We start from the raw sequence: 13,149 nt of genomic DNA on the forward strand, positions 1-13,149 counted from the left end.
CTACTAAATCGCACGGCGCTGTAGCCCCGGTAAGCGGTAGCGCCACCGGGGATTTTGAGTTGTAGGCCGGATAAGCGCAGCGCCATCCGGCATTACCTGGTGACGCTGCGTTGGCGTAGGATGACGTTATCTGTCGCCTTCCTGCGGCGCGACGGCCGGGGCGGTATACCAATCCTCTTTGGCGACCACCACCGCGCCTTTCGGTTGCATGACAAAATTGGGCGACATAATCTGCACGCCAAATTCGTTAAACACATCGATAATGCTGCTGTGCAGCGCGTTGCGCCCCTCCGGCAGCGTCGTTTCCGGTAACAGCCGCACCTGCAGTTCATACGACGTATACCAATCGAGCAATCCCAGTTTGCGAACCACCGGCGCCACCTGATGATCCACTCCCTGGGCGCGGTGGGCCGCCAGTTCCAGCATCGCCTGTACCTGCCGCCACGGCGTATCGTAACCAATGGTCACGCCGGTGGTGAGGTTGATTCCCTGTTGCGGGTCACTGCCGCTGAGATTGGTGATTTTACCGCTGACCACCACCGCGTTCGGCAGGGTGACAATATAGTTCTCGCGGGTCAGGATTTTGGTCGCCAGCATGCCGATCTCGCTGACCTGGCCTTCGTTATCGGCGATGCGGATCCAGTCGCCTTTATGCAGCGCACGGGTATAAATCAGCACCAGTCCGCTCATGGCGTGATTCATCACCCCCGCTGAGCCCAGCGTCAACATCAGGCCGAAGAACACGCTAATCCCCTTGAAGGCCAGAGAGTTTGCGCCAGGCAAGAAAGGATAGGCGGCGGAGAGCGCAAAGAGCCAGATAACCACGGCGATAAGCTTTCGCGTGGCGCCGACGGTTTCTGGATGCAGACCGGGGATCTGCAGACGCCCGGCGGCGACCTGATCCAACACCACCTTCAGCAGGCGGATGATAAACCACGTAATCAGAAAGATAAGCAGTACGATCATCAATCCCGGCAGCGCCGACACGATGGACAGCGAAATATCACGAATTACCCCTACTGACCACTCACCGAGCGATTCTCCCCATACCCGGGTCCACGGAAACAGGCTGAATACCCAACTCAGCCAGACATAACCCGCCAGTATCCCTAGCAGTACTAACAGCAGCGCGTATAACCGGCTCTCGACGTTACCGAGAAACCGCCGCCAGCTATGTGGGATCATGCTGCGTTTTTCGAGGATCCGTAGATGGAAAAAACGGCGCACTCGCCGCCATGAGCGAAAAGCGAAATAGCAGGCCAGGGCGAGGAGCAACGCGCCGGCGGCGGATTTCAGCGCCGCCAGCAACAAATAGCGGGTATTGTACTGTTCGCGCAGCGACGTCCTTTGCGCTTCCATACGGGCAAGAACGCGCTGCGCCGCCTGATCCAACGTCAGATCGTCGCCTTCATCGAGGTCAGCCTGGCTTAGCAACATAATAGGTTTGCCATTCATCAGAAACAGCCGCCCCGGCTGGTTGTAGCGGGTGACTGGCACCACCTGTAGCGGCTGGCTGATGTCGGCTTCGGTGAAGGCGCGTAGCGTATTGCGGATGCGCAGAACCCGTTCTTCCGGCGTGGTCTGGCCGAATGTAGCCTGTAGCATGACGATCGGTTGATGGAAAATAGCGACGGTTCGCGCCTGCTCGCGAGCGGTGGGCTGCTGACGAGGTTCTGCCGCGGAAAGCGGGAAGGCCAGCCATAGCAGAAAGCACGCCGTTAACAACGCCTGAATCCTGTTCATATGCGACACCAGAAAAGAGGAATTATTGTTATTTTTCAGCCGGTCAAACTCTGAGCGGCTGCTGGATTGAGCATAGTTCAGCGTCGGGTGAATTCAAGAATTAAGGGGGGAGAATACGCCCGACGATGAGCCGCCGGGCGCGGAGGGGATTAGCCGTGTTGTTTACAACCGGCGCACTGCTGATTTTGGATCTGCTGGAAGAAGTCGTTACCTTTATCATCAACGAGGATAAAGGCCGGGAAATCTTCCACTTCGATTTTCCAGATAGCTTCCATTCCCAGCTCCGGATAAGCCACGCACTCGAGGCTCTTAATGCTCTGCTGGGCGAGTACTGCCGCTGGGCCGCCAATGCTGCCGAGGTAGAAACCGCCGTGTTTATGGCAGGCGTCAGTCACCTGCTGGCTGCGGTTACCTTTGGCCAGCATCACCATGCTGGCGCCGTGCGATTGCAGCAGATCGACGTAGGAATCCATTCGTCCTGCGGTGGTCGGGCCGAGAGAACCTGAGGCGTAACCGGCGGGTGTTTTTGCCGGGCCGGCGTAGTAGATCGGGTGATCTTTCACGTACTGCGGCAGCGCTTCGCCGTTATCGATAAGCTCTTTCAGCTTAGCGTGGGCAATGTCGCGGGCCACGATAATGGTGCCGTTAAGGCTCAGACGCGTTGAGACCGGGTGCGCCGACAGCTGCGTCAGGATCTCACTCATCGGCTGATTCAGGTTGATGCTAACCACATTGCCTTCACCCTGTTGGCGCAGGTGTTCAGGGATATATTTCCCCGGGTTGCTCTCCAGTTTTTCGATCCAGATGCCGTCGCGGTTGATTTTAGCTTTGATGTTGCGGTCGGCGGAGCAGGAGACGCCCATACCGATAGGACAGGACGCGCCGTGGCGCGGCAGACGGATAACGCGGATATCGTGGGCAAAATATTTCCCGCCAAACTGCGCGCCGAGGCCGAGATTTTGCGCTTCCTGCAGCAGCTCTTGCTCCAGCTGCACATCGCGGAACGCCTGACCGTGCTCGTTACCCGCGGTCGGCAGGTCGTCATAGTAGCGGGCGGAAGCCAGCTTAACGGTCTTCAGCGTCGCTTCCGCTGAGGTGCCGCCGATCACAAAGGCGATGTGGTAGGGCGGGCAGGCCGCGGTACCGAGGGTACGCATCTTCTCGACGAGGTAGTTTTTCAGCTTCGCCGGGGTGATTAACGCTTTGGTTTCCTGGTACAGATAGGTTTTGTTGGCGGAACCGCCGCCTTTCGCCATGCACAGGAATTTATATTCGTCGCCGTCGACGCTGTAGAGATCGATCTGCGCCGGCAGGTTGGTGCCGGTGTTGACCTCTTTATACATATCCAGCGGCGCATTCTGCGAGTAACGCAGGTTGTCTTCGGTATAGGTGTTATAGACGCCCTGCGCCAGCGCGGCTTCATCGCCGCCGCCCGTCCAAACGCGCTGGCCTTTTTTACCCATGATGATGGCGGTGCCGGTATCCTGGCAGGTGGGCAGCACACCTTTGGCGGCGATTTCGGAATTACGCAGGAACTGCAGCGCGACGTATTTGTCGTTTTCGCTGGCCTGCGGGTCGAGCAAAATGGCCGCGACCTGCTGCTGATGCGAGACGCGCAGCATAAAAGCGGCATCGTGGAAGGCCTGCTGCGCCAGCAGAGTTAACGCCTGCGGTTCAACCTTTAATACTTCCTGGCCCGCGAATTCGGCGACGGAGACGTGCTCTTTGCTGAGCAAATAGTATTCGGTATCGTCATGCGCCATCGGGAACGGGTCTTGATAAACAAAGGGTTTCGTCGACATATTCACATACTCCATAAAGATAAAAACCGCCGGGGGAAGACCCGGCGGTTATGAATCAGAACATCATGGACATCCACGGATAGCCAATCAGCAGCAGGGCGGCCAGGAAGATGGCGCCGAAGATGGTGCCGAGGCGCCAGTAGTCTTTGGTTGGCAGGTAGCCGCTGCCGTAGTAAATCGGGCTCGGACCGGTACCGTACGGGGTGATGATGCCCATCACGCCCAGCGAGGTCACCATCAGCAGGACGAAGACTTGCATATTCATGCCCGGGATAGTCGAAGCGATGGTCAGCATGGCCGGCAGCAGCGCGGTAGTGTGCGCGGTGGTGCTGGCGAACAGGTAGTGCAGCAGATAGAACGCCAGCAGCAGGACGATGGTCGCAACGCCCGGAGAAATACCGCTCATCAGCGCGCCGCCTTCTTTACCCAACCAGGCGATGAAGCCAGTGGAGGAGAGACCGTCAGCCAGCGCGACCAGCGTGGCGAACCAGACAAAGGTATTCCATGCCGCTTTGTTGTTGGTGATATCGCTCCAGGACAGCACGCCGGTCCACAGCATCAGCACGATAACCAGCAGGGCAGCCAGCGCCGGTTCAATCCAGTCGGCGGCGAAGATCCACATCATCAGTGCGAAGCAAACAAACACCAGCAGCAGGATTTCATTGCGCGACAGTTTGCCCAGTTTTTCCAGTTCACGAGCGGCCCACAGCGGTACTTCGTTATTGATTTTTACTTCTGGCGGGTAGAACCAGTACGCCAGCAGCGGCATGGCCAGAATCAGCAGGATACCCAGCGGCAGGAAGGCGATAAACCAGGTACCCCAGGAGATGTTGATACCGACGATGCTTTTTACCAGCGCCAGCGCCAGCAGGTTCGGCGCCAGCGCCGACAGGAACATGGAACTGGTGATACAGGCGGCGGTAATAGCTACCCACATCAGATAAGAACCAATACGGCGTGCGCTCGGATCGTTAGGTTTAGAACCGTACAGCGGCGGCAGGTTAGCAATAATCGGGTAGATGGTCCCGCCGCTACGTGCGGTATTGGACGGGGTAAACGGCGCCAGCAGCAGGTCAGCGAAGGTAATGGCGTAGCCCAGCGTCAGGCTGCGGCGGCCAAGATATTTAACCAGAATCAGCGCCAGACGGCGGCCGAACTGGGTTTTGTCATAGCCCGCGGCGAACATGAATGCGCCGAAGATCAGCCACACGGTAGAGTTACCAAAGCCGCTGACCGCCCATTTAAATGACGCGCCGGCCAGCTTAAAGCTCGGCGCCGCCATCTGTTCCGGGCTGAACAGCAGCCACTGGCTACATAAAGCAATCACCACCACCCCGGTGATACCGATAACGGCGCCCGGCAGCGGTTCGAAGATAAGGCCGACGATAACGCCGACGAAGATAGCAAAATAGTGCCAGGCGAATGGCGGTAAGCCGTCAGGCACCGGGACGAACAGCAGCAGTACGGCGACGATAATGGGCAACGCCATCATGATCAGACGTTTATACGCCGCGTTAGACGCGGCACCGGCAGGCGGTATGGTTGTCTTTTTCTCTTTCATAATGAGTATCTGCTAGTAGTTGAAAATACGGTTCCGTCTTCGCTTACAATGCTCGATTTTTTTAGTTGCGAAAGTTTCTTTAATTATTAATGGTCGAGATTGCTTATTGCTTAAACGGTTATTTAACGCGTTTTTCGCGGCGTTAAATTAAATTCATTGGGTATTTATATATTGCGCTTTCACGTTGCATTGCAATTGATCGAGATCAAAAAAAACAGGTGATCTGGATCTTTTTTTTCGTTTGGCAATAACCACATATGATGATGTGGTTATTATCCGTAAGAAACGTTAATTGTTAATGGAACGCTTAAATAATAATAAATGGCTAAACCGATTTATTATTTAAGTTATTGAAATGGCATGTTTTATTTTTGTTTTGTGCGTTTTTGCAGCGTTAACAAAAGTGACTGAAATGTTATCATTCATTTGTATTATGTAAATGCGATATATAAATTTAATAATACAATAGAGGTATTGCTGTTATTGCAGGTATTAAATAGTTTTTTAACTAACGTAATTAATTTAGTAACTAAAAAACGAGCTATATTATTGGCATGACAACAGGAATGAAAATAAACAATCAATAAAATTTCCGTCACCCAATTCTGAATTTCAATATTTAAAATCTGGAGTATTAATATGACCAGTAACGAACGAATTCTGCAGCCATTTACTTTACCGAATGGGACTGAACTGAAAAACCGTTTGCTAATGGCGCCAATGACCACCTGCACCGGTTATTTCGATGGTACCGTCACCAGCGAGCTCGTTGAATACTATCGCGCCCGTGCCGGCAGCATCGGGACTATCATCGTTGAATGCTGCTTTATTGATGATTATGGTCTGGCCTTCCCGGGCGCTATTGGCATTGATAACGATGAAAAAATCGCCGGACTGGCGAAAATCGCCGAAGCGATAAAAGCGGAAGGCTCGAAAGCGATTCTGCAGATTTACCACGGCGGCCGCATGGTTGACCCACAGTTGATTGGTGGTCGCCAGCCGGTGGCGCCGAGCGCCATTGCCGCGCCGCGCGACGGCGCCGCCATGCCGCGCGCCCTCAGTGGTGAAGAAGTCGAAGGCATGATTGCCAAATTTGGCGACGGCGTACGCCGCGCGATTCTTGCCGGTTTCGACGGCGTCGAAATCCACGGCGCCAACACCTATCTTATCCAGCAGTTCTATTCGCCGAACTCCAACCAGCGTGACGATGAGTGGGGCGGCAGCCGCGACAACCGCGCCAGATTCCCGCTGGCGGTACTGGACATCACGCATAAAATGGCCCGTCAGTACGCTGATGATGCCTTTATTATCGGCTATCGCTTCTCGCCGGAAGAGATGGAAGTCCCGGGGATCCGCTTCGATGACACCATGTATCTGCTGGAGAAACTGGCCGCCCGCGGCGTCGATTACCTGCACTTCTCGGTTGGCGCGACGCTGCGCCCGTCTATCGTAGATACCAGCGATCCGACGCCGCTGATTGAAAAATACTGCGCGATGCGTTCTGAAACGCTGGCGCAGGTGCCGGTGATGGGCGTCGGCGGAGTGGTTAACGCAGCCGACGCCGAACAGGGCCTCGATCACGGTTATGACCTGATGGCCGTCGGCCGCGCCTGCATCGCCTATCCGGACTGGGCTTCACGTATCGCCGCCGGCGAAGAGCTGGAACTCTTTATCGACAGCACCCAGCGCGAGGCGCTGCACATTCCGGAACCGCTGTGGCGTTTCTCGCTGGTCGAAGCGATGATCCGCGACATGAGCATGGGCGACGCGAAATTTAAACCGGGGATGTTTGTCGAAACCGTTCAGGACGATGCCAACGAACTGGTCATTAACGTCAGCCTCGAAAACGATCGCATTGCGGATATTGAGCTGGCCGCAAGCCCAGTACAGAGCGTTGAATTTACCACCAGCTTCGAAGAGATCCGCGAACGTATTCTGACCGCCAACACGCCGCACGTCGACGCTATCTCCGGCGCGACCAGCCAGAGCGAAGCGGTGAAAAAAGCGGTGTCCAAAGCGATGCTGAAATCCAGCAAAGCGCTGGCTGAGGAAGAGGGCGGCAACGATGCCGCGCCGAAAAGCTATGACGTTGTGGTGGTGGGGAGCGGCGGCGCCGGTCTGGCTGCGGCGATTCAGGCCCACGACGAAGGCGCCAGCGTGCTGATCGTTGAAAAAATGCCGACTATTGGCGGCAACACCATCAAAGCTTCCGCCGGGATGAACGCCGCGGAAACCCGCTTCCAGCGCGTCAAAGGTATTCAGGACAGTAAAGAGTTGTTCTATCAGGAAACCCTGAAGGGCGGCCACAACAAAAACAACCCGCAGCTGCTGCGTCGTTTCGTTGAAAACGCGCCGCAAGCCATTGAATGGCTGGCGGACCGTGGGATTATGCTTAACGATATCACCACCACCGGCGGGATGAGTATCGACCGTACCCACCGTCCGCGCGACGGATCGGCGGTTGGCGGCTACCTGATTAGCGGTCTGGTGCGTAATATCACCAAACGCGGTATCGATGTGCTGCTGGATACCTCGGTAGAAGAGATCCTGATGCGCCACGACGAAGTGAGCGGCGTGCGTCTTATCAACGATGAACAAGAGATCATCGACGTGCAGACCAAAAGTATCATCGTGGCGACCGGCGGCTTCAGCGCCAACAGCGCGATGGTGGTGAAATATCGTCCTGACCTCGAAGGCTTCGTGACCACCAACCATAAAGGGGCGACCGGTAGCGGTATCGCGCTGCTGGAGCGCATTGGCGCCGGCACCGTGGACATGGGCGAAATTCAAATTCACCCGACCGTCGAGCAGCAGACCTCGTACCTGATTTCCGAATCGATTCGCGGCGGCGGCGCTATTCTCGTTAACCAGCAGGGGAACCGCTTCTTCAACGAGATGGAGACCCGCGATAAAGTGTCTGCGGCGATTATCGCGCTGCCGGAACACTATGCTTACATCGTCTTCGACGAGCATGTGCGGGCGAAAAACAAAGCCGCCGACGAGTATATCGCCAAAGGCTTCGTCACCAGCGCCAGCTCGCCGCGTGAACTGGCGGAGAAACTGGGGATGGATTACCATGCGTTCCTCGCTACCCTGGAATGCTACAACGGCGCGGTGGAAAAACAGCACGATGAAGCGTTTGGCCGCACAACCGCGCTGCGCGCGCCGATTAACGAAGGCCCGTTCCACGCCATTCGTATTGCCCCAGGGGTGCACCACACTATGGGCGGCGTGACCATTAATACCGATGGCGAAGTGCTGAATGTGGCGCAGCAGCCGATTCGCGGCGCCTACGCCGCGGGTGAAGTGGTTGGTGGTATCCATGGCGGTAACCGCATCGGCGGTAACGCGGTCGCGGATATCATCATCTTCGGTACCCTCGCGGGCCATCAGGCGGCGAAACGTGCCAGAGGATAATAGGTAATTGCTGATGCCGGGCTGGCTTAGCCGCCCGGCTTATCCCTTCTAAGGAGAGCCCAATGTCCGATAACCGCGTCTATAGCTACTCCGCCGTGTTGATGGGATCGCCCATCCTGCTCAAACTCTATTCCCACGATGAGGCGCTGGCCTCCCGCGTATTTCAGTTAATTAAACGCTACGAAGATCTGCTCACCGTGAACCGGGCGCAGTCGCAGGTGATGGATATCAACCATGCCGCCGGGCGTCATCCTGTCACCGTTAGCCGTCCGGTGTACCAACTGATTAAGTGCGCTAAAGCCGCCAGTATGGTGCGCGACAGCGCCTTTAATCTGGCTATCGGTCCGCTGGTTAAACTGTGGCGCATTGGCTTTCAGGGGCATAGCGTGCCGTCGGCGGCGGATATAGCGGCCCGGCTGCCATTAACCCGCCCGCAGGATGTCATTCTCGATGACGAAAAGCAGAGCGTGTGGCTGGCGCAGGCCGGAATGGAAATCGACCTTGGCGCAATCGCTAAAGGATATATCGCTGACCAGGTACGCGATTACCTGGGCCAGCAGGGGATCGAACAGGCGCTGATTAATCTCGGCGGCAATGTACATACGTTAGGGGAATGGGCGATTGGGCTGAAAAAACCCTTTGCCGCGGCGCAGGAACTTATTGGCTCTATTGCCGTTAGCGGGCAGTCGGTTGTCACTTCAGGCACCTATGAACGCTATTTCGAGCAGGATGGCAAACGCTGGCACCATATCCTCGATCCGCGCAGCGGCTATCCGCTGGATAACGAACTCGATAGCGTAACGGTCATTTCCGCGGATTCACTGGACGGCGATATCTGGACCACGCTGCTGTATGGCCTTGGCGTGGAGAAGGGCTGCGCGGCGTTGCGCCAGCGGGACGACATTGAAGCGATTTTTGTCACCAAAAACCGCGACGTGATTCTGTCGTCACCGCAGCGCATCCGCTTTCAACTGCTCGACAGCGGCTACCAGATTACTGACTGTACTGCTTGAGCAGGCCGTACTGCTCGGCGACCAGCCGATAGCGATACACCGGTCGGCCGGTCGCGCCGTAATGGATGGTGGTATAGAGAATATTGATCTGCGCGAGCCAAATCAGATACTTGCGGCATGAGACGCGCGAGATATTCACCGCCGCCGCCAGCTCATCGGTAGAGAATTCCACATCAGGGTGGCTATCAATCCACTGGCACAGCGTGCGTAGAGTTTGCGCCGTTAAGCCTTTCGGTAGCTTACGCGCGTCAGCCGCTTCCGGCGTGCCGCCGTGCAACAGGCGATCGACATCCGCCTGCTCGTAATAGGGCTGGCCGGTCATCAGTTTGCGTTTTTCACGCCATGCGGTCAGCGCTTCTTCAAAGCGCGGGAACTGGAAGGGCTTAATCAGATAATCCACCACGCCATAGTGCATAGCGGTTTGGACGGTGGCGGCATCGGCGGCGGAAGTTATCATAATCACGTCGATGGCACGGCCGCTGGCGCGAATGGTCGGCAGCAGATCGAGGCCGCTATCCTGCTGCATGTAAACGTCCAGCAGCACCAAATCGATCGCCATCTGCGGGTCATTAATCATCTCCTGGGCTTTGCCGAGCGTCGACGCGGTGCCGCAGCAGCTGAAACCGGGGATGCGCGCCACGTACAGGCGGTTCAGCTCGGCAACCATCGCATCGTCGTCAACAATTAATACATTTATCACGCTTTTTTCCTTTTACTATCCCAGGGCAGGTGAACAAAAAATTGGGTAAATACGCCAGGCTCGGACTCGACGGACAACGTGCCGCCGAGTTCGTGGAGCTGCTGGTTGGCGAGAAACAGGCCGACGCCGCGATTTTCGCCTTTAGTGGAGAAGCCCTTATTAAAGATGGCGTCAATATTGGCCGCCGGGATCCCCGGGCCATCGTCGCTCACTTCACCGCTTAGCCAGCCATCCTGATAGTGCAATAGCAGGCTCACTTCGCCTTCCTCCTGGCCGCTCATCGCGTCCAGCGCATTTTCAATCAGATTGCCTAACACCGTCACCAGTACGGTGACCTGTTTTTCATTGGGGCAATCCGGCACCAGGCTCTCTTCGGCGAGGTTCAACGTGAAGCCTCGCTCTTTGGCGCGCTGGATTTTACCAATCAGGAAGCCGGCGACCACCGGCGATTTTATCCGGTGCTGAATTTCACCGATATCGGCCTGATAGGCATGGGCGGTTTGCAGCACATATTCTTCCAGCTTGTCATAGCTTTTCATATTCAGCAGGCCGAGGATCACGTGCAGCTTGTTCATAAACTCGTGCGAAGTGGTGCGCAGGGCATCGACGTAGCTCATCATGCCGTCCAGCCGCTGCACCAGTTGACTCATCTCGGTCTTATCGCGGAAGGTGCTGATCGCGCCGACGATGGCGTTCTGGCTGCGCACCGGGACGGTATTGCTGATCAGCAACAGGCCATTACAGCCGAGCGCACGGTCATAGATGGGCTCGCCGCTGCGCAAAACTTCCTGCAGGTCCGCAAGCAGCGGGGTGCGATCGATGCTTTTATCCGGCCCGCTAAGTAACATGCCGCGGGCGGCCGGGTTAATCAACGTGACCTGGCCGCTGCTATCCACGGCGATCACCCCTTCTTTCAGCGAGTGCAGCATCGCCTGACGCTGCTGGAACTGGGTGGAGATATCCTGCGGCTCCAGCCCCAGCAAAATACGCTTCAAGCCGCGCACCAGGCTCCAGGTGCCGATTGCGCAGACCAGCGCGCTGAACAGAATGGTCAGCAGAACGTCCCAGCGGCTATTGGCGATCTGTTTGTCAACTTTACTCAGCGAAATACCTACCACTACCACGCCTATCTGCTGATGCTGTTCATTGAATACCGGGGTAAACACGCGCAGCGCCGGCGCCAGTACGCCGTGGTTAATCGCCACGTTTTCCCGCCCGGCGAGCGTCGGGCGGATATCCTCGCCGATAAAGGGTTTACCGATGATGGCGCTATCCGGATGCGAATAGCGAATGCCGCGCATGTCGGTCACAATCGCGTAAAGCAGGTCGTTACGCCGGGTAATGGCCTGCGCCAACGGCTGAATAATATTGCTCTGCGGCGGCTCGCCGAGACCGCGCTTCACCTGCGGCATATCGGCCATGGTGCGCGCCACCGCCAGCGCCGTCTCTTTTAAGCCGTCGCGAGTGGCGTTACTGATTTGCATAAACCATAGCGCGTAGACCAGCAGCAGCACCGCGCCGATAACGCTGCCAATCATCAGCGTGACGGCGGTACTTAATTTCAGGCTGCGGGCGCGCTTGCGGGCGGGCGGCTGTAGCTCGGCTTCCTTCATGACAACCCCGATCGATTCGTTGAACGATCATTATCGCCGATAGGGCGGCTTTCATAAAGCCGTGTAATAACAGTAAAACCGGCGTACCGGGTATCCGTTGCCTGACATGCGTAGCCCTCATGCTCGGATAACGCGCAATCGCGCTGCGATTAGGTGTCGGGTGAACAAACTGTGACCCCCGTGGCGGTAAAGCCGTGAATGAAGGCTTTACACTGGCTGCATCAATCAAATAGCCGTGATGAATGAATGGATATGTCACCGCTATTGATTTCGCCGCAGTGAGTTCGGTTTTAAATGGAGGTTTTATGAGCAGTAAGCCAACCGCATCAATGCTGGAACGACGCCACCCGCAAACGCGCCATATCGATACGCTCGCCACCCTCGATATGCTGACCCTGCTGCAGCAGGATAACAAACAGATAGCCGTCGCCATCGATGCCTGCCTGCCGCAGATTACCCGGCTGGTGGATAACGCCGCGGCGACCCTGAGCCGGGGAGGACGGCTGGTGATCGTTGGCGCCGGGGCATCCGGGCAGGCGGCGTTGCAAACGGTTAATGACTATTCCCCTGAAGCCAATCACTCACTGGTGGCGATGATCGCCGGTGGCGAAGGGAGCGCGCTGCAGGCCGCCGAGCGGGCGGCTAACGATTATGACGCGGGCTTACGGGATATGCAGCTATTGTCCCTGAGCGCTAACGATATGCTGCTGGCGCTCACCGTCAGCGGCAAAACGCCGTGGGTGTGGGGAGCCATGCGTCACGCCTGGTCGCTGGGGACGCCGATTGCGATCCTGACGCAGCAACCTGATAGCGAAGCCGCGCAGCTGGCGGATATTATGATTGCGCCGCAGACCGGGCCGGAAGCGGTGGCGGGTTATGGCAATCCGAAAGCGCAAATGGCGCAGCGGCAGATTCTCACCCTGTTAACCACCGGCCTTGCGGTACGCAGCGGCAAAGTGTTCGGCAACCTGCGCGTTGATCTACAGGCAACCAGCCCGCGCTGGGAGGAGCGGCAAATCGCCATGGTGATGGCCGCCGCAGAGTGTACGCGCGCGCAAGCCAAAGCCGCGCTGGCCAGTTGCAATCAGCATTGTCGGACGGCGATTCTGATGCTGATGACGGGGCTCGATGCCTGGCAGGCGCGGGATCTGCTCAGCGAAAACAACAACCATTTGCGTGTCGCCCTGGCTGAAGCGCAAGAGAAAACGCTCAGTAACGTTAATTAATCTCCTCGCCGCGCCGGTTTGTTAAATAACTAAATAAACCGGCGCTATATTTCTTATCGCCCGAATGATCCTGA

Annotated in this window: 8 protein-coding genes; 3 read left to right on the plus strand and 5 right to left on the minus strand. The window is 56.7% G+C overall.

Annotated elements, in window-relative coordinates; genetic code table 11:
* Window positions 1-126 precede the first annotated feature (126 nt).
* The 3 genes from AC2CGP_RS00860 to AC2CGP_RS00870 form a co-directional block, all read right to left on the minus strand.
* Entirely contained in the window at window positions 127-1,743 is a 1,617-nt protein-coding gene (locus AC2CGP_RS00860; RefSeq protein ID WP_020078962.1) for a mechanosensitive ion channel family protein, read from the minus strand.
* Between the two features lie 149 nt (window positions 1,744-1,892).
* Window positions 1,893-3,545, minus strand: coding sequence for a class I fumarate hydratase FumA (gene fumA, locus AC2CGP_RS00865; RefSeq protein WP_484502228.1), 1,653 nt, complete (start codon window positions 3,543-3,545; stop codon window positions 1,893-1,895).
* Between the two features lie 55 nt (window positions 3,546-3,600).
* Window positions 3,601-5,106 carry an anion permease gene (locus AC2CGP_RS00870; protein ID WP_015366800.1) on the minus strand — a complete coding sequence of 502 codons (1,506 nt, stop codon included), beginning with the start codon at window positions 5,104-5,106 and terminating at the stop codon, window positions 3,601-3,603.
* A gap of 639 nt (window positions 5,107-5,745) precedes the next feature.
* Here AC2CGP_RS00870 and AC2CGP_RS00875 point away from each other — a divergent pair.
* A complete protein-coding gene (locus AC2CGP_RS00875; RefSeq protein ID WP_020078960.1) occupies window positions 5,746-8,523 on the plus strand; it encodes a flavocytochrome c in 2,778 nt (925 codons plus the stop codon).
* 62 nt (window positions 8,524-8,585) lie between these two features.
* On the plus strand, window positions 8,586-9,536 hold the full coding sequence (locus AC2CGP_RS00880) for an FAD:protein FMN transferase (RefSeq protein ID WP_020078959.1): 951 nt from the start codon (window positions 8,586-8,588) through the stop codon (window positions 9,534-9,536).
* Here the strand turns inward: AC2CGP_RS00880 and dcuR are convergent.
* Together dcuR and AC2CGP_RS00890 are read right to left on the minus strand one after the other, a co-directional pair.
* The gene (gene dcuR / locus AC2CGP_RS00885) at window positions 9,517-10,236 is read right to left on the minus strand and encodes a two-component system response regulator DcuR (protein ID WP_015366795.1); all 720 of its coding nucleotides are present in this window, start codon (window positions 10,234-10,236) and stop codon (window positions 9,517-9,519) included. The genes AC2CGP_RS00880 and dcuR overlap by 20 nt on opposite strands.
* A complete protein-coding gene (locus AC2CGP_RS00890; RefSeq protein WP_020078958.1) occupies window positions 10,233-11,849 on the minus strand; it encodes a sensor histidine kinase in 1,617 nt (538 codons plus the stop codon). The genes dcuR and AC2CGP_RS00890 overlap by 4 nt, the downstream gene beginning before the upstream one ends.
* Window positions 11,850-12,154: 305 nt before the next feature.
* On the opposite strand from AC2CGP_RS00890, the gene AC2CGP_RS00895 reads away from it, so the two are divergent.
* Window positions 12,155-13,075, plus strand: a complete 921-nt coding sequence (locus AC2CGP_RS00895) for an N-acetylmuramic acid 6-phosphate etherase (protein ID WP_015366793.1) — start codon at window positions 12,155-12,157, stop codon at window positions 13,073-13,075.
* Window positions 13,076-13,149 lie beyond the last annotated feature (74 nt).

The sequence above is a fragment of the Klebsiella sp. SYXHC3 genome, assembly GCF_057196925.1.

Excerpts from the sequence above, each read along its gene's own strand:
- AC2CGP_RS00860 (WP_020078962.1), bottom strand. The coding sequence starts at position 1,743 with ATGAACAGGATTCAGGCGTTGTTAACGGCGTGCTTTCTGCTATGGCTG.
- fumA (WP_484502228.1), bottom strand. The coding sequence starts at position 3,545 with ATGTCGACGAAACCCTTTGTTTATCAAGACCCGTTCCCGATGGCGCAT.
- AC2CGP_RS00870 (WP_015366800.1), bottom strand. The coding sequence starts at position 5,106 with ATGAAAGAGAAAAAGACAACCATACCGCCTGCCGGTGCCGCGTCTAAC.
- AC2CGP_RS00875 (WP_020078960.1), top strand. The coding sequence starts at position 5,746 with ATGACCAGTAACGAACGAATTCTGCAGCCATTTACTTTACCGAATGGG.
- AC2CGP_RS00880 (WP_020078959.1), top strand. The coding sequence starts at position 8,586 with ATGTCCGATAACCGCGTCTATAGCTACTCCGCCGTGTTGATGGGATCG.
- AC2CGP_RS00890 (WP_020078958.1), bottom strand. The coding sequence starts at position 11,849 with ATGAAGGAAGCCGAGCTACAGCCGCCCGCCCGCAAGCGCGCCCGCAGC.
- AC2CGP_RS00895 (WP_015366793.1), top strand. The coding sequence starts at position 12,155 with ATGAGCAGTAAGCCAACCGCATCAATGCTGGAACGACGCCACCCGCAA.